Origin of the sequence: Verrucosispora sp. WMMD573 (assembly GCF_027497175.1) — a bacterium.
In the GTDB taxonomy this organism is placed as follows: domain Bacteria; phylum Actinomycetota; class Actinomycetes; order Mycobacteriales; family Micromonosporaceae; genus Micromonospora.
The window spans coordinates 1,247,159-1,262,558 of sequence record NZ_CP114901.1 but is presented as its reverse complement, the minus strand read 5'-3'; the positions used below and the strand labels follow the sequence as shown (position 1 = coordinate 1,262,558).

Annotated in this window: 16 protein-coding genes; 7 read left to right on the top strand and 9 right to left on the bottom strand. The window is 68.9% G+C overall.

Features of this window, described 5'->3' with window-relative positions:
* The first annotated feature begins 5 nt into the window (after positions 1–5).
* The 3 genes from O7601_RS05800 to O7601_RS05790 are packed head-to-tail and all read left to right on the top strand — an operon-like array spanning position 6 to position 2,721.
* Entirely contained in the window at positions 6–812 is an 807-nt protein-coding gene (locus O7601_RS05800; RefSeq protein WP_281565205.1) for an ABC transporter ATP-binding protein, read from the top strand.
* The gene (locus O7601_RS05795; protein WP_281565204.1) at positions 809–2,149 is read left to right on the top strand and encodes a hypothetical protein; all 1,341 of its coding nucleotides are present in this window, start codon (positions 809–811) and stop codon (positions 2,147–2,149) included. Before O7601_RS05800 ends, O7601_RS05795 begins: the two co-directional genes overlap by 4 nt.
* Positions 2,146–2,721: a hypothetical protein gene (locus tag O7601_RS05790; RefSeq protein WP_281565203.1), complete on the top strand. Its 576-nt coding sequence runs from the start codon at positions 2,146–2,148 to the stop codon at positions 2,719–2,721. Before O7601_RS05795 ends, O7601_RS05790 begins: the two co-directional genes overlap by 4 nt.
* Positions 2,722–2,870: 149 nt before the next feature.
* Here O7601_RS05790 and O7601_RS05785 read toward each other — a convergent pair whose 3' ends face one another.
* The 9 genes from O7601_RS05785 to O7601_RS05745 all read right to left on the bottom strand — a co-directional run bounded on the left by O7601_RS05785 (position 2,871) and on the right by O7601_RS05745 (position 12,267).
* Positions 2,871–3,479: an ATP/GTP-binding protein gene (locus O7601_RS05785; RefSeq protein WP_281565202.1), complete on the bottom strand. Its 609-nt coding sequence runs from the start codon at positions 3,477–3,479 to the stop codon at positions 2,871–2,873.
* Positions 3,460–3,837 carry a DUF742 domain-containing protein gene (locus O7601_RS05780; RefSeq protein WP_281565201.1) on the bottom strand — a complete coding sequence of 126 codons (378 nt, stop codon included), beginning with the start codon at positions 3,835–3,837 and terminating at the stop codon, positions 3,460–3,462. Before O7601_RS05780 ends, O7601_RS05785 begins: the two co-directional genes overlap by 20 nt.
* An 8-nt stretch (positions 3,838–3,845) precedes the next feature.
* Complete coding sequence (locus O7601_RS05775) at positions 3,846–4,256, bottom strand: roadblock/LC7 domain-containing protein (protein ID WP_093410703.1); 411 nt, start codon at positions 4,254–4,256, stop codon at positions 3,846–3,848.
* Positions 4,257–4,273: 17 nt separating this feature from the next.
* Positions 4,274–6,664 carry a nitrate- and nitrite sensing domain-containing protein gene (locus O7601_RS05770; RefSeq protein WP_281565200.1) on the bottom strand — a complete coding sequence of 797 codons (2,391 nt, stop codon included), beginning with the start codon at positions 6,662–6,664 and terminating at the stop codon, positions 4,274–4,276.
* A gap of 186 nt (positions 6,665–6,850) precedes the next feature.
* A complete protein-coding gene (locus tag O7601_RS05765) occupies positions 6,851–8,446 on the bottom strand; it encodes a prenyltransferase/squalene oxidase repeat-containing protein (protein WP_281565199.1) in 1,596 nt (531 codons plus the stop codon).
* The gene (locus O7601_RS05760) at positions 8,443–9,342 is read right to left on the bottom strand and encodes a terpene synthase family protein (protein ID WP_281565198.1); all 900 of its coding nucleotides are present in this window, start codon (positions 9,340–9,342) and stop codon (positions 8,443–8,445) included. Before O7601_RS05760 ends, O7601_RS05765 begins: the two co-directional genes overlap by 4 nt.
* Positions 9,342–10,694 carry a cytochrome P450 gene (locus tag O7601_RS05755; protein ID WP_281566807.1) on the bottom strand — a complete coding sequence of 451 codons (1,353 nt, stop codon included), beginning with the start codon at positions 10,692–10,694 and terminating at the stop codon, positions 9,342–9,344. The genes O7601_RS05760 and O7601_RS05755 overlap by 1 nt, the downstream gene beginning before the upstream one ends.
* Positions 10,695–10,926: 232 nt before the next feature.
* Complete coding sequence (locus O7601_RS05750; protein WP_281565197.1) at positions 10,927–11,799, bottom strand: trypsin-like peptidase domain-containing protein; 873 nt, start codon at positions 11,797–11,799, stop codon at positions 10,927–10,929.
* A 294-nt stretch (positions 11,800–12,093) separates the two neighbouring features.
* The gene (locus tag O7601_RS05745; protein ID WP_281565196.1) at positions 12,094–12,267 is read right to left on the bottom strand and encodes a hypothetical protein; all 174 of its coding nucleotides are present in this window, start codon (positions 12,265–12,267) and stop codon (positions 12,094–12,096) included.
* 21 nt (positions 12,268–12,288) lie between these two features.
* On the opposite strand from O7601_RS05745, the gene O7601_RS05740 reads away from it, so the two are divergent.
* From O7601_RS05740 to O7601_RS05725, 4 genes are all read left to right on the top strand, one after another.
* Positions 12,289–12,999, top strand: a complete 711-nt coding sequence (locus O7601_RS05740; protein ID WP_281565195.1) for an alpha/beta hydrolase — start codon at positions 12,289–12,291, stop codon at positions 12,997–12,999.
* Between the two features lie 301 nt (positions 13,000–13,300).
* Complete coding sequence (locus O7601_RS05735) at positions 13,301–14,197, top strand: hypothetical protein (protein ID WP_281565194.1); 897 nt, start codon at positions 13,301–13,303, stop codon at positions 14,195–14,197.
* A 107-nt stretch (positions 14,198–14,304) separates the two neighbouring features.
* Positions 14,305–14,856 (top strand): hypothetical protein, encoded by a 552-nt coding sequence (locus tag O7601_RS05730; protein WP_281566806.1) that lies wholly within the window; start codon positions 14,305–14,307, stop codon positions 14,854–14,856.
* 202 nt (positions 14,857–15,058) lie between these two features.
* On the top strand, positions 15,059–15,244 hold the full coding sequence (locus O7601_RS05725) for a hypothetical protein (RefSeq protein ID WP_281565193.1): 186 nt from the start codon (positions 15,059–15,061) through the stop codon (positions 15,242–15,244).
* The last annotated feature ends 156 nt before the right edge of the window (positions 15,245–15,400 follow it).

Sequence of the window (15,400 nt, the reverse complement as noted above, 5' to 3'; positions counted from 1 at the left end):
ACGGAATGAGGAGAGGGATCAGTGCCGCCCTCCTGGCGCCGACTACATATGCGTGGGCGATCCGGGCGGTGGAGCTTCGGGTACGAGCGGGCAGACGCCTTGCCGTCGATGGCCTCGACCTGTCGATGGGCAACGGCGTGCACGGGCTGCTCGGGCCAAACGGTGCCGGCAAGACGACGCTGATGCGGGCGCTCGCGACCGTGTCGCGCCCGAACGGCGGCGTGCTCGAACTACTCGGTCACCCCGTGCACGCACGACCCGACCTGCGGACGTTGCGCCGGTCGATTGGCTACCTTCCGCAGGAATTCGGGTTCTACGGCCGGTTCACGGTGCGGGAGTTCGTCGAGTATCTCGCCTGGCTGAAGGAGGTGCCGGCGCACGACATCCCGGACGCGGTCCAGCGTGCGTTGGAACGCGTGGGCCTGGCCGAGCGTGGCGGCTCACGCATGAAGACGCTGTCCGGTGGGATGATACGGCGAGCCGGCGTCGCGCAGGCGATCGTCAATGATCCGGAGATCCTGCTGCTGGACGAGCCCACGGTAGGTCTCGATCCTGAGCAGCGGATGGCCTTACGGTCGCTGCTGCGCGAACTGGGCGAGCACACCTGTGTCGTCGTCTCCACCCACCTGGTGGAGGACGTGGTCGCCGCCTGTACGAACGTGGTGCTGATGGACGCCGGTCGGCTGGTGTTCCACGGTGGTCCGGCGGATCTGGTGGAGCTGGGCCGCGAGGGGGTGGGTGACAGTTCGGCCGAACGCGGGTACACCGAGCTGTTGCGCCGGCACCGCGCGGCGGAGGAGCGTGCCGAATGACCGGCCGGATCCTGCGAATCGAGATCCTTCGGTCGGTGGCGCCCTGGACGGCCCTGGGCACCGCGCTGGTCGGCACCGTCCTGCTCTATGTCGCCCTGGACGGTTGGGGGGGACGCTGGATGCTGCTGGCGCTCTGGCAGCGCGAGTACCTGTTCATCCTCTGGCCCATGGCGCTCGGCCTGGGCGCGTGGCAGGCCGGCCGCGACCGCCGATGCCGCACCGAGGAACTGGTCGCGGCGACCGCCCGTCCGCGGTGGCAGCGGGCGCTACCGGCGGCCACCGCGATGGCGCTCGCCGGGGCCGCCGGCTATCTCCTGATGTACCTCGGCGGCGCGGCCCAGGTCGCGGCGTACGCGAGCTACCTGCCGGGACAGTCCATCGTGATCGCCGGTGTCGGGGTGCTGTGGATGGTGTCCGGCGTCTGGCTGGGGATGACCGTCGGGGCGCTCGCCCCGTTCCGCCTGACCCCACCCGTCACCGCCGTCGTCGGTGCCACCGTGGCGCTCGTCGCCATCACCGATCGGGGGTACGCGCACGTACCGAAGATCGTTCATCTGCTGACTCCGTCACCGTTCGGGTTCTGGGGCGACTTCGTGACGGTGCTGGGCAGAGTCAGCGTCGCCCACACCGTCTGGCTGGTCGGCCTGGCGGTGAGCACGCTCGCCGGCTTCCTCTGCGCCACCCGGACCGCCCGGCTTGCGGCGGCCCTGCCCGCCGTGGTGGCGGCCGTGGTGGCCCTGGCGCTGCTCCCCGACGGCCGGCAGCGGCTGCCGGTGCCCGATCCGGCGGCCGCCGCGCTGGTCTGCGGTGCCGGACCGGGGCCCGAGGTGTGTGTCACCCGGGTCCATGCCAGCGCGCTGGCGGAGCTGCGGGATCCGGCGCGGCAGGCGCTCGCGACGATGTCGGCGAAGCTCCCGCAGGCACCGACCTCGGTCCACGAAACACCCGAATCCTGGTACGAGACCCAGCCGACACCACAACCGAGGGATCTGCTGCTCGTGGAACTCGAACTCGCGCCATGGGGCGGGGCGAAGGCAACCCCCGACGAGCTGCGGTGGCGCCTCCTGGACGGGGCGGGTACCCGGCCGTGTGCGTACCCCATCGGAAATCCCGACGCGGCCCGGGCGAACCGCGTTGCGCGGCTGGCCGCGGCCGCCTGGCTAGCCGACAGTGCGCCACCGGACGGCCCGGACCGCGACGCGGCGCAGCAGACGTGGCAGGCACTTCGCGCGTATCCGGCGGCCGAGCAGCGCGACCGCGTCGCCGCGCTGCGGAGGGCGGCGCTGGCCTGCACCGAGGTGAATCTGCTCGACCTTCTGGTCGGTGACCATCCATGAGATGGCTCACCTTGTACCTGCGGTGCCGGGGTGTCCCCGCCGCCGCCGGGGCGGCGGCGGCCGGCGTACTGGTGTTGTGGTGGCTGGGCCAGACGGCCGAGGAGCCGCGACTCCGGCTCGCGGTCGCGTTGTTGTCGACGCTCGTCGCCACCGTCGCGTTCGGGCCCGGGCTCGTCGGCGCCGATCCCGCGTTGGAGCGGACGGCATCCCTCCCGTGGCGGCCGCGTCGCGCCGCGCACATCTTGGCGGTGATGGCCGCCGCGGCGCTCATCGCCGCTGCGCCGGCGCTGACGGGTGAACCGCTGGCGACGGCGGCGCTGACGATCCGGAACACCGCCGGGCTCGGTGGGCTTCTCGCCGTCGGAGCACTCTGGGGTGCGCAGTGGGCCTGGCTTATCCCGGTCGGGTGGACGCTCGTGGTGATCCTGTCCGGGCCGGCTAGCGGGCACCTGTACCAGGAGGTCCTGACCTGGATGCTGCAGCCGGCCGCCACCACCTCGGCCGCTGCCTGCGCCGCGACCATCGCCGTCGCCGGCGTGATCACCCACGCCGTTCTCGGGGCTCGCCGGTGAGCACCCGTCCCGGCGGATCGCCGAACCGCCCCGGCCTGGCTCCGGGCGCGGCCGTTTGAATCGGTGGGCCGCTCGACGAGCATCTGCCCGATGGCCATGCGGGTCGGGTTGAGCGCCCGCTCAGCGAACCTCACCCAGGATGAAATGGCTCAGTTGCCTACCGGCTCGGGTCGGCGGGTGAGCCCTTGCTTCTTGACATGCTCGATCAGCGCTACGAGGACCTCTTTGGACGACTGCCGCTCTCGCGCGTCGCACAACATGACGGGCACGCCCGGGTCGAGGTCCAAGGCCAGTCGCACCTCGTCGAGGCTGTACCGGCGGGCATTCTCGAAGCAGTTGACGGCCACGATGAACGGCAGCCCGGTTCGCTCGAAGTAGTCGACGGACGGAAAACAGTCCGCGAGTCGCCGGGTGTCGGCAAGGACCACGGCACCCAGGGCACCGATCGTGAGTTCGTCCCAGACGAACCAGAAGCGGTCCTGACCGGGAGTACCGAACAGGTAGAGAACGAGTTCCTCGCTGATGGTGATCCGGCCGAAGTCCATCGCCACAGTAGTTGTCGATTTCGTCTCGACGCCGGAGATGTCATCGACACCCACGCCCTGCTCGGAGAGAACCTCCTCGGTGCGTAGGGGCTTGGTTTCGCTGACGGATCCCACGAGGGTGGTCTTGCCTACGCCGAAGCCACCAGCGATGAGGATTTTGATGGCGGTGGGAAGGGTCGCCTGCCCCGTCCGCTCAGAGTTGACGTAGTCCATTGATGAGCGCCTCGAATACGCTGTCGTCGGGAAGGGTGGCGGCTTGGCGAGGATCGTTGACCTGGACGAATCCCTGTGCGATCAGTCCGTCGAGCAGGACTCGGACGGTGCCGAGGGGCAGGCTCAGATGTGCGGCCACTTCTGCGAGTGCGAGCGGTCGTTGGCAAAGGTGAATGATCCTTGCCTGTTCTGGTGCTATACCCACCTCGGACGGTGGGGCCGATCGCGTCGAAAGGATCAGAGCGACCACGTTGAAGCTGTTGGCTGGCTTAGCCCGTCCACCCGTAACGGCGTACGGCCTGACCACCGGCCCGGCTTCGTCATCTAACCAGACTGGTTCTTCGTCGGGCATCGTCATGGCGGCCCCTAGTTGTTGGTGTGCTGGCTCGGCCGGGTCGGGGAGGCGAGAAACTTGCCGGCTCGCGCAACGACCATTGCCATCTCGTACGCGACAAGTCCGACGTCGGTGTCTTCGGCCGCGAGGACGGCCAGACATGCATTGCTTCCGGCCGCGGTGACGAACAGGAACGACGACTTCATCTCGATGATGGTCTGTTGCACGGGTCCGCCGCCGAACCTCTTGCTGGCACCTTTCGCGAGGCTCTGGATGCCCGATGCCATCGCGGCCAGATGTTCCGCGTCGTCTCGGCTGAGCTGGGCGGAGGAAGCCATGAGCAGTCCGTCAGCGGAGAGCACGATGGCATGCTCAGCCTGTTTGACGCGCCCGACCAGGTCGTCGAGCAGCCAGGCCAGATCGCCCGTGGAATTCTGCTGCACTTGCCCGTTCCTCTTTCTTACCGGTCGGTTTCGGCCGCGGACGTGTTGTCGGCGGCGTTGCGTGGCTCGTCATCGTCGGCGTCGACGAGACGTGCGGCGTCATCGCGCCCTCGGCGTGTGCCGGACTGGTACGAGGCCATCATCCGGCGAATGTCATCCGGGGATCGCCCCGCCTCGTCGTCGTCCGGCGGCTGTGTTTCGCCTGGTGACGAGTCGCGTAGTTGTCGCGCGATGTTGGCCTGACGGACTCTCATCGGCAGGCCGTGCTCAGTGTGCTCGGTGTGTTCGGCAGCAGGCTCGGGCCGTTGCCGTACGCTCGGCGCGCTCTTGACCGGTCCTTCGGCGACGGTCGCGGCGGCGTCAGCGGCCGCGCGCAGTGGGCGCACTGCCGGCAGTTCCATCGTTTCGCCGTGCACAGGTGCGGGCTCGGCGACGGCCAGTGCGGCCGGCCGCGTGGTGGTGACGCGCTGGGCGTCACCGGCGGCAACTGCGTCCCTGGACATGCCCGCTGTCGGTGACGACGTCGCGCCGATCGGGTCGGCGGTGGTGACCAGGTCCTTGGGAATGAGCACGACTGCCGTCGTTCCGCCGTACGGTGACGGCTTCAGCCGCACCGCGAGGTGGTGTTTCGCGGCCAGCCTGCTGACGACGAACAGGCCCAGCTTCTTGGCATCGGCGAGGTTGAACTCGGCGGCGGTGGCGAGATCGGCGTTGGCGGCGGCGAGATCGTCCTCGGCCATGCCGAGACCTCTGTCCTCGATCTCGATGGCGAAGCCGTTTGCGACGAGTTGCCCACGCACTTCGACGGGGGTGCTCTTCGGCGAGAAGGTCAGGGCGTTCTCGATGAGTTCGGCGAGCAGATGGATGATGTCACCGGCGGCCCGACCGGCTAGCGCGACCGACCCGAATGGCATCACCTTCACCCGCGTGTAGTCCTCCACCTCCTGCACGGCGGCGCGGGCAACGTCGACCATGGGCACGTTGCGGCGCCAGCCACGGCCGGGCGTCGCACCCGAGAGAACGATGAGGTTCTCGGCGTTTCGCCGCATCCGGGTGGCGAGGTGGTCGACGCGGAAGAGGTCTTCGAGCTCGTCGGCATCCTCCTGCCGGCGCTCCATCTCGTCCAGGAGGGTCACCTGCCGGTGGACGAGGGCCTGGGTACGCCGAGCCAGGTTCAGGAATACGTCGCGTACGTTGCGGCGTAGCTCTGCCTGCTCGACGGCCGTACGGACAGCCGTCTCCTGGACCGCGTTGAAAGCCTGGCCGACCTGCCCGATCTCGTCGGCGCCGAAGTCGAGCGGCGGTGCCTCGGCGGCGACGTCCACCTTCTCACCGCGCTGTAGGCGCTCCACCACTGCGGGGAGCCGTTCGTCGGCGAGCTTGTGGGCCGCATCACGGAGTCGCTGTAGCTGAGCCACGAGAGCACGCGCGGTGGTGATGGAGACGACGATCGACGCGATGACCGCCAGCAGACCGAGGCCAGCGGCCAGGACCAGCCGAAGGATCACCCCGACCACGACAGGCACGGCGCGTTGCACCAGACTGTCACCGCTGCCGAGGACCATCTCCTGCAGATGGGTCAACGCCGCGGGTGCGACCTCGTTCCATTCCTCGGCGGTGACATCCGGACGGGCGGATCCCCGAGTGCTGATCACCCGGTCCTCAAGCTGGCGCAGGCTCCGGAACGCATCCCCGTTGAGGACCTGGTTGAAAGCGGCCTGGTCGGAATCGTTCAGCTGGGTGCGATCCGCGACGAAGCGTTGCGCGATGACCAACTCGGTGAACCGGAACTGTTCACCGGCGGTGATCCGTTCGGCGGCGAGAGCGCCGGTGAGCAGGGCGTCCTCCTGCGAGATGAGTTCGCGGAGCCGGTACAGCTCGATCAGATTCCGGGTGTCCTGCTGAATCTCCGGATCATCGAGCGTGCCGACGACATCGTAGACGGCGAACATCGACTCGACGAGGTCGCTGTAGGTGCCGATGGTGCTTGCCCGGTCGACCGACCGATCGTCGATGGACTCACGGACTTCCGGCAGTCGATCGAGCTCGGCGATCGCCTCACTCACGCGTTGTTCGGCCTCGCTACTGGAGGCCACACGGGCTAGCCAGCTACGCGCGGTGGACTTGAAGGCGGTGGCGTTCTTGTCGACAGCCAGCCGGGCGTCGTCGAGGGCGTCCTTCCGGTCGGCACTGGGATCAGCGAGGTAGACCACGGCCAGGCGTCGTTCGACCTGGAGGTCCAGCAGCAGCGGCTCACTCGGAGAGACGATCTGGCTGTCGATCGCTTGAACGCCAAGGAGGTCCACACCGTCTCGGAGGGTAACCCAGGCGGCGAATGCCCAGAGGGCGACGAGTGAGGCGAGGAGCGCGATGACCTTGGTGCGCAGATTGGCGCTGCGAGACCGCATTGAACCGTCCGATGCCGTGCAGAGGAACTTGTCGGCAGAGGCATGCCGACCAAGCCGCCGGTGTAGGCAGACCGACGCACGCTAGCAGTTGTCTGACTATTGACTCAAGACCGTCACTAAGTGTCACGTCCACAAGGGACTGTGTTTGTTCCGAGTCGAATGCTGTCGGTCATGACCACCGGGCAGCTACGCGCATTCGGACCGGAAGGTAAGCAGACTCCCGGCACTGTGCTGGGCTGCCAGAACTGTGGCGCGGACGATCAGGGTGGGCTGATACAGATCCTTGTCATGCCACAGCGCCGGCCCGGTCGTGCCGTCGTGTCGACACAGGTAGGCGTACCCGCGCCGGACCGCGTCAATTACCTTGGGTGTCCGGGTACCGCCGGCCACCAGGATGTGCAGTGCGTAGGCCGTCTCCTCCGCGGTGGCTGACCAGGTGCCCCAGGCCCCGTCGGTCCGTTGGGCGGCAAGTGCCCACTCGACCGCGCGGTTCAGCGGTCTTGCCACCGTCGCCGGGTCACCGAACTCTGCCAGGGCCTGCACACAGCAGGCAGTCGCGTAGTAGTGGGACGCATGCCACCTGTCGGCCCAGCTCCCCTGGAGTTCCTGACGATCCAGCAGGGCCGTCACCAGCCGTCGGACAGCAGCGCGATGGCGCGGCTGTGCGCCGGGCTGGTCCGCCAGTCGCTGGCCGAAAGCATCGAGCACGTGGGCGTTGGTCGTGGTGCTGAAGCCATCCTCACCGGGCCACGTGGCGAATCCCTCGGGTGTCTCGTATGACCACAGACAGTCGGTTGACGCCGAGACGCCGAGGTGACCGAGCGCGGTCAGGGTCACTGCCGTGGTGTCAGCGTCGGTCGGTAGCCCAGGGCCGGTCGGCGTGCCAGTCGCGCCCAGGTCGGCGGTCAGACTCTCCACCAGCCCCGGGGGGCCGGTCAGATCGATGCCGGCGCGAGCCAGGATGGTGGTCACCCAGGCCCGTTCGAAGACGGTGATCGGGGCTGCGCACGGCACGGGGCCGCCGTAGCGACCGACGGTGCCTTCCAGGTATGCCAACGCATCGTGGCCGCCGGGACGGTCGGGCCCGCCGAGCCACGCGGCGGTGGCTGCCGGCGAGGCACCCACCGTGCCGGAGGCGTTCGGTGTGACGCCGCCGGCTGCGGGGGCGAGGTCGGCCACGACCTCCAGCGCGTGCAGCAGCTTGTCGGGGATTGGTGCGCCGGTGGACACCAGGTGACGTACGGCGGTGAGTCGCCTCCGGGTCACGCCACGTGGCAGGCCCAATGAAGTGGAGTGTCGCCACCGCTCCGAACCGGCCGGCGGCGACCCGGTCGGGCGGTGAAGGTGGTCATTGATGCGGTCCGTGAGCGCGGGGACGATCATGTCGAGAGCCGGGGTGTCGGGTAGCGCACCGGTGTCGCTCACGAGCCCGGTCAGGGCGCGCAGAGCACGATCGACGGCGTGCACGAGCCGCGCCTGATCCGCCGGCGGATCGGACCGTAGGACCGTCAGCAGTGCCTCTGTCGCGCTCAGGGTGGGCACGAGACCGTAGCCCCCAGGAGGACCCCAGCCGCCGTCCGGCCGCTGGGCGTCGAGCAGGTAACGCACCCGGTCGCGGTGTCCGATCAGCCAGGGGGCGAGGCTCACCAGCCGGGCGGTCTCGTACGGTGAGGGCGACGTACGGCCAGCCGGATCGCGCATCATCTCCGCGACGAGGTCGCGGACCTGCTCGCGTACGCCTGCGGTCTTGCCGGTCGGTCTCCGTCCGTCGACGGTTGTCACCGGGACGCCCAGAAGTCGGTCCCGTGGTAGAAGCCGGCCGTGAATCCGAGCACGCGCCGTAGGTATGTCACCTGCTGCGGGCTTACCTCGGCCAGCGGGTCGAGCAGCTTCTGGCAGCGGTCGGCCAGGTCGCCAGCCTGCTGGCGCACCTCGTGTTCGTCGACGCCCAACATCAGGATGTTCAGATCGCCGGCCTTTACGTCCCGGTGGTAGCTGGCCAGGTCGTTGACCAGCCGCACAACCTTCTCCACCTCGTGGCTCGCGGTAACCAGCGCGGCCAGGTGCTCCTCGGTGTCCACCGCCTCCGTGGCGATCCAGTGGGAGAGGTTGACCCAGGTGGCGCCGTAGCCGGCGGCGTTGGCCAGATAGTCACCGGCAGACGGAAGGTCGGCCAGCTTCGTGTTCCGGTCCGTCCTCCACTGCCACTCCCGCAGCTCAGCGTCGAGCATGCGGCGCAACTCGTCCCGCCACAGGTGACCCAGGCGTGGGAACAGCGGCGTAGCTGCGAGATCGTCGCGGATATCGGCCAGGAACTGGGTGAGTTGGTCACCGTCGACTGGCGCGGAGCCCGCTGCCACCGCGATACAGGCGGTCACGGTGGCGCTGGCTTCCTCCAGGGAGCTGATCTCCGAGTCGATCCGCCAATCCTCTGCCGTCACCCACAGCGATGTGCGGTTCGCGGTACGAAGTTCGGCGGCGGTGCACCACGGGGCGATGAATGCGGTGGACAACGCCAGAGCGCTCAGCATGGCGGCATCGACGGGCGGGTCGGGAAAGAGAGCGGGATAGGTGGCGACCCGGTCCTGTAGGTCGCGTTGCCCTCGCGCGGCCACGGAGCAGACTCGTCCCTGCTCGGCGCTCTGTTCAAGCGTGGCGGCAAGGGTGTCTGGCGGCATCAGTGGCTCCTGCTGGCGACGGAGTGCTCGCGACGCGACGGGATCAGCTCGACTCGCCGCCGGGGGCGCAGCGACGCGGCGACTCGCGGTGCGGGCACTGTGGGATCAGTGAGTGTGAAGCGGAACTTACTGATCAAGGTCGCCACGATCAACAGAGCCTCCACGTTGAACAGATGTTCCCCGAGGCATCTGTGCATGCCGAGCCCGAAAGGGTAGTAGGCCTGGTGGCGACGCGGGTCCGCCTCGGCGCGGCCGGGTGCGAAGCGATCCGGGTCGAAGGATTCAGCGGTGGAACCCCAGTAAGTCCTCATCCGCTGGGTGGCGTACGGAGACAGGATGATGGTGGCGCCCGGGTCTATCCGCACCCCACCGAGCACGTCGGCGGCCAACGCGCGCCGGGGGACGATCCAACCCGCAGGGTACAAGCGAAGGAGTTCGTTGAGCACCATCTGGGTGTAGGTGAGCTGAGGCAGGTGCTCTGCCCGCACCGGCCCGGCACCGACAACCTGATCGACCTCCGCCCGGAGCCGATCCGCGACGTCGGTGTGGTTGGCGAGGACCGGCCAGAGCCACGTCAACACCACGTAGCTCGTCTCCGTGGTGACAGCCACCATCGACACCAGGTCGTCGCGCATCTGCCGCTCGGACAGCGGCTGGCCGTCACGTTTGGCCCGAGCCAGAGTCGACAACACGTCGTCGCCGTCGCCGGGCTGACGCACCGCAGCACGGAGGACCGGCAGCAGGATGTCGTCGATGGTCTGCACGGAGCGGCGGAAGCGGCGGTCTCCCGGCATCGGGACCCACCACGGTGCGAAGGGAGCGAGCAGACGCGGTGCCATGGAGGTGACGATGTCCTCCTGGGCCGCCATGATGCGCAGCGCGTCGTCAACCGAGACCCGGGAGTCGAAGAACACCCGCATGATGGCGGCGCAGACGAGGCGGGACAGTTCTGTGCCGATGTCGACGACGGTCCCCGCCGCCGCCGCCGTATCCAGCCGATCGGTCGCCTCGTCGATGGCCTGTGCCATTGTGTCGACAAGCGCGTCGAGGCGGCCTCGCCGGAAGAGCGGGGCCAGTGTCCTACGTGACGCCAGCCAGGTGTCGCCCTCGGCGAGGATTCCGTCGCCGACCAGTTTGCGGACCGAGCGCCAGAGTGCGGTGTCATCGCCTCGGGGGTAGTTGGCAGCCCGGTCCTGCAACACCTGCCGAACGTGATCGGGATGGGTCACCAGGTACGGACTGGAAACTCCGAGCCCGAGACGTACGACCTCGCCGCCGGCGGCCTCGCCGGCATCCACCAGGGACTGATGTGCGTCGCGGAGGAAGCCGGGCAACGCCTTCCAGGCCGGCACAGACATGGGTTTGCCGGTGGCTCCTGCCTTCGGTGCCCCCATCGTGGACCCCTCCCTGTGGCTCGCCTCGAAGTTGCCAAGCACGCAACTTCCAGGACTTAATGCAGCCTCAGTGTGCAATTTGTGAAGGCGGTCTCGCAACGGGTGACCGGGTTTGTCACTCGGCCTTGCGTCATCGCATCCGGTCTGTAGCCTCGCTGGGGTTGTGCCATAGCGCTCAGGGCGTGCTCGGTCAGCGGGTGGCGGCGGTCGGTACGACCCGGATCTGCCGGGTGTCGCCGTCGCGCAGGTAGGTCACCGACAGGGGCTGGCCGGGCTCGACCGACCGCAACGCGCCGATGAACGCCTCCAGCGTGTCGGTGCGCTCATCGGCCACCTGCGTGACGATGTCCCCCGGGCGCAGGCCGGCCGCGGCCGACGGACCGTTGCCGTCGACATCGCGAACCAGGACCCCCCGGTCGGTGCCGGCATTCAGCGACTGGGCGATCTGCGGGGTCAGGCGCGCCACCGCCACCCCGAGGTACGGCTGGGTGACCCGCCCGTCGTCGAGGAGGTCGTCGGCGATGTCCAGGGCGGTGGCGGCGGGGATCGCGAAGCCGATGGACACCGCGCCGGTCTGCGGCGGCAGGTAGGCGTCGTTGATGCCGATCACACGGCCCGAGTGATCGACGAGCGCGCCGCCTGAGTTGCCGGGCGAGATCGCCGCATCGGTCTGGATCAGGTCCACCAGAGCGTTGCCCTGCCCCGCCGAACCGGGGATCTCCCGACCGACGCCGGAGACGATGCCGGCGGTGACGCTGTTGAGGAAGCCCAGCGGGCTGCCGAGAGCGAGGACGGGCTCCCCCGGGGCGGGAAGCTCGGTGCGGAACGGCGCGGGCGGTAGGTCGGCGCGCTCGGCGCGGAGTACGGCGAGGTCGGTGACGGCGTCGGCGGCGACCACCCGGGCCGACACGCGGGTGCCGTCGGCGAGGGCGACCTCCACGTTCTCCTGCTCGCCCACGACGTGCTCGTTGGTGAGGATCAGCCCGCTACCCGAACCTCCCGCCGGCAAACCCCGGACCGCCACCGAGGTCGGAACGTCACGGTGCCGGGCAGCAACCGTCATCCATTCGTCGTGCCGACCGCCGAGCACTCGGCGATTCGCGCGGTTCGGAGTCGGCTCGGCCACGACGTGTCGCGCCCGGTGACGGTACGCGCGGTGCGCGTTGCGCGTGATCGGGGCGGACTCGGCGTGCTGCCGGGCCCGCCCGATCTGTTGGTTGCGTGGGTGGTGTTGGTTATGCGAGGGGTGCGAGTCGTGCGAGCGAGCGGCGTGCTCGGATGGGCAGTCCCAGTCTTCGGAGACGTGCACCAGAGCGCGGGTCAAGAAGGGTTCGGCGCCGGGCAGGACGGGGTGCAACTACTCCATGAGCCAGGCGAAGGCGTAGCCGGCGGTGTACGGGACGCTGAACCAGGGGCGCGGGGACCCGGTCTCGTCGGACATCCGGTCGCGCTGCTGGGCCTGCCGGCCGGTTTCACCGTTGCCTGGCGGGTATTCAGGCCCACCGTCGAGGCCGGCGGTGGACAACGTCACGGAGTGAGGGAGCACAGCGTCATGGCCGATTCTCAGCCCACCATCGTCCTCGTGCACGGCGCGTTCGCCGAGTCGGCGAGTTGGAACGGCGTGATCGAGCGGCTCGGCGCCGCCTACGACGTGGTGGCGGTCGCCAATCCGCTGCGGAGCGTCGCGGGCGACGCCGCGTACGTGCGAGACGTGATGCGGGGGATCGGCGGGCCGGTCATTCTCGTCGGCCACTCGTACGGCGGGATGGTGATCACGCAGGCTGCCGCTGACGAGACGTCGGTGCGTGCCCTCGTGTACGTCAACGCCTTCGCTCCGGAAACCGGTGAGTCGGCGCTGTCGCTGTCCGGAAAGTTCCCGGGTAGCACGCTCGCCGACACGCTGGTGCAGTACCCGGTGTCGACCGGCGGTAACGAGGTGTCGATCGGCCAGGACGCCTACCACGCGCAGTTCGCCGCCGACGTGCCGCCCGATCTTGCCGCGCTCATGGCCCGGACCCAGCGGCCGATCACCGAACAGGCCCTGGGCGACGGGCTTTCCGGAGCCGCCGCCTGGCGATCGCTGCCCAGCTGGTTCGTGTTCGGGGACGCCGACCGGAACATCCCGGTCGCCGCGCACCGGTTCATGGCCGAGCGAGCCGAGCCACGGGGCCAGCGGGAGATCGTCGGCGGCTCGCACGCGATGGCGGTGGCCCAGCCGGGCGAGATCGCCGAGACGATCATCGAGGCGGTCCGCGGGTCGTGAACCGATCCTGCTGCTGATCGAACGCCTCTGTCCGTAGAGGAGTATGCCGATCTCGTCGGACAGGTCCCTGGTGGGCATCCGGTCTCGGACGATCTGCTCAAGCGCCAGCAATGGCTCCGGGCTGAAATCCAACTCGTCATGGCGGCCGGTGGCGGCGGACCACTCGGCAAACCACGGGCCGGTGTCGGTGCCCTATACGCCAGATGTGCGGGGATTGTGCGGGTACCGCCGTATGGTTCGGCGGTCCGGATTCCTATCCGAGTGCCCGCCTGCGGCGCATGATCTGGAGGATCTGTCCCCCATGCCTAAATCCATCGCGGCTGCCGCGACGGCGTTGACCGTTCTCGCGACCGGCCTCGCTGTCGCCGGAGTCGTCGGGTCAGCCCGGCCGGCTGACGCGGCGCTCAGTGACGTCCCGGCGGACTGCAGTGCCTTCACCGCGGCGTACCGCTCCGACGGGCAGCGTCTGAGCTATGGCTACTCAGGCGGCGAGACCAGCACCGAGGCCTACACCGACGACGTTCTCGGCTGGGTGCCGTTGGCCCACCAGCAGCTTGGCGGCTCCGGTGACGACACCACCTTCCGCAGCACCGAATACGCCGTTCACCCGACCGACGGCTGGCTCTACCTGGTCCGACGCCAGGGTGAGCTGATCGACGGTGAGTGGCGAGTCACGGCGAAGAGCGCCACCCGCTTCAAGAGCGGGTTCGCCGACACCCGCATCCTGGCGACGGCGTCGCCGTATCTCTACCGGATGGCGGGCAAGGCGCTCTACCGCTACACCGAGACCTACGTGGACGGTGAGTTCACGCTTTCGGCTCCGGTGAAGCTCGCCAGCACCGGCTGGCACACCATCAACACTCTTGTCTACGAGCGCAGCGGCGGCACCGGCAACGCCGCGGTGGACGTCCTGATCGGCACCAAGAACAACGGAGAGCTGAAGGAGTGGCGCGTCAACCGGGCCACCCCGACGACAATCAGCTCGAAGGTGCTGCGGTCGGTTGGTTGGGCGCCCTTCACCAGTCTCAGCACGGGCTACTGTGCGGAGCACCCCAATGGTCGGCCGCTGCTCGGGATCAAGGCCGACGGTTCGGTTTCCGTGCACTTCGACGCCAACAAGACCGACGGAGTCGGCACGGACATCAGTGGCGGTCCGATCGGTTCGCTCGGCTGGACCGAGAAGGCCTACGGTCAGTAGACGTTGATCCTCCGCGAGTCCGTCCGATGCGCAGCTGCGCATCGGACGGACTCGTCCGGAGCCTGGCTCCGGTGCGTACCGAGCGCGGCCGCGGGTACCCAGCGCTCATGGCACGGTATACAAAGCCTGAGCTGCGAGAACAGCTCAAGGAAGAGATCAAGGCGTCCGACCGGGGCGGCCGTCCCGGACAGTGGTCGGCGCGCAAGTCGCAGCTGCTCACCAAGGAGTACCAGAAACGCGGTGGCGGCTATCAGGGCCCGAAGGACGAGCGGCAGAAGTCGTTGCAGCAGTGGGGCGACCAGAAGTGGCGGACCAGGGAGGGCGGCACGCGGGCGCGGCATGGTGGCGAGACCGACCGTTACCTGCCTGACCAGGCTTGGAACCAGCTCTCCGCGGAGGAGCGACGCGCGACCGACGCGAAGAAGCGGAAGGCGTCGAAGTCCGGCAAGCAGTATGTCGCCAATACCGGCCCGGCCAAGCGCGCGCGCCGGAACGCCGCGTCGTCCGTGTCGCTCACCGAACTGCCGGTCGCCGAGGCGACCCGACAGGTTCGTGACCTCGACACCGGTCAGCTCAAGGCGGCACTCCGCGAAGAACGCGCCGGCAAGGGCCGCAAGACGCTCATCCAACGGCTACAGTCGGCGCTCGACCGCCGCTGACCGTCGCCAGCAGGCGGGCGGATCGGGTTGGGATCCGTCCCGGGAGAGTGCGGACGCCGGAGGCGGTACTGTCGATGCTGGCGGACGTCGGTCCGCGACCGGGAGGCCGCAGTCCGGCTCGTGACGGACGTCGGATTTTACGACGTCGCCCCTCCGGTTCATCTCGCGCTGTGAATGCGCTCCGCTCCCACGAAGGAATTGCATGGCATCGAAGGGCAAGCCCGGTTCGGCGCTGTTTCTCGCCGCACCCACCCTCGACGGATCCGACGATTCGGGCACCCGTGTCGACGGCAGTGAAGAAGCGATGCGGCGGCTCCGCCACCCGTTCGCCGTGGGTTCGCCCCCGGCACCGGGGCGCACGGAAACCTCGGGCGAGTGCCCGGAGTAGCGCCACCGACCGTCCTCGGCGACGAACAACGGCGGCACCGGCGGCCCGGGAGCCGGCCAGTGCGCCCAGGCCGAGGGTGACGTTCGACCTCGAACGATCTGCGCGCCGCTCGGACGGCTCGGCGAGAGCAGTCCGGAAGATGGCGTATCGGGCATC

Excerpts from the sequence above, each read along its gene's own strand:
- O7601_RS05800 (WP_281565205.1), top strand. The coding sequence starts at position 6 with ATGAGGAGAGGGATCAGTGCCGCCCTCCTGGCGCCGACTACATATGCG.
- O7601_RS05795 (WP_281565204.1), top strand. The coding sequence starts at position 809 with ATGACCGGCCGGATCCTGCGAATCGAGATCCTTCGGTCGGTGGCGCCC.
- O7601_RS05790 (WP_281565203.1), top strand. The coding sequence starts at position 2,146 with ATGAGATGGCTCACCTTGTACCTGCGGTGCCGGGGTGTCCCCGCCGCC.
- O7601_RS05785 (WP_281565202.1), bottom strand. The coding sequence starts at position 3,479 with ATGGACTACGTCAACTCTGAGCGGACGGGGCAGGCGACCCTTCCCACC.
- O7601_RS05780 (WP_281565201.1), bottom strand. The coding sequence starts at position 3,837 with ATGACGATGCCCGACGAAGAACCAGTCTGGTTAGATGACGAAGCCGGG.
- O7601_RS05770 (WP_281565200.1), bottom strand. The coding sequence starts at position 6,664 with ATGCGGTCTCGCAGCGCCAATCTGCGCACCAAGGTCATCGCGCTCCTC.
- O7601_RS05760 (WP_281565198.1), bottom strand. The coding sequence starts at position 9,342 with ATGCCGCCAGACACCCTTGCCGCCACGCTTGAACAGAGCGCCGAGCAG.
- O7601_RS05750 (WP_281565197.1), bottom strand. The coding sequence starts at position 11,799 with ATGACGGTTGCTGCCCGGCACCGTGACGTTCCGACCTCGGTGGCGGTC.
- O7601_RS05740 (WP_281565195.1), top strand. The coding sequence starts at position 12,289 with ATGGCCGATTCTCAGCCCACCATCGTCCTCGTGCACGGCGCGTTCGCC.
- O7601_RS05735 (WP_281565194.1), top strand. The coding sequence starts at position 13,301 with ATGCCTAAATCCATCGCGGCTGCCGCGACGGCGTTGACCGTTCTCGCG.
- O7601_RS05730 (WP_281566806.1), top strand. The coding sequence starts at position 14,305 with ATGGCACGGTATACAAAGCCTGAGCTGCGAGAACAGCTCAAGGAAGAG.
- O7601_RS05725 (WP_281565193.1), top strand. The coding sequence starts at position 15,059 with ATGGCATCGAAGGGCAAGCCCGGTTCGGCGCTGTTTCTCGCCGCACCC.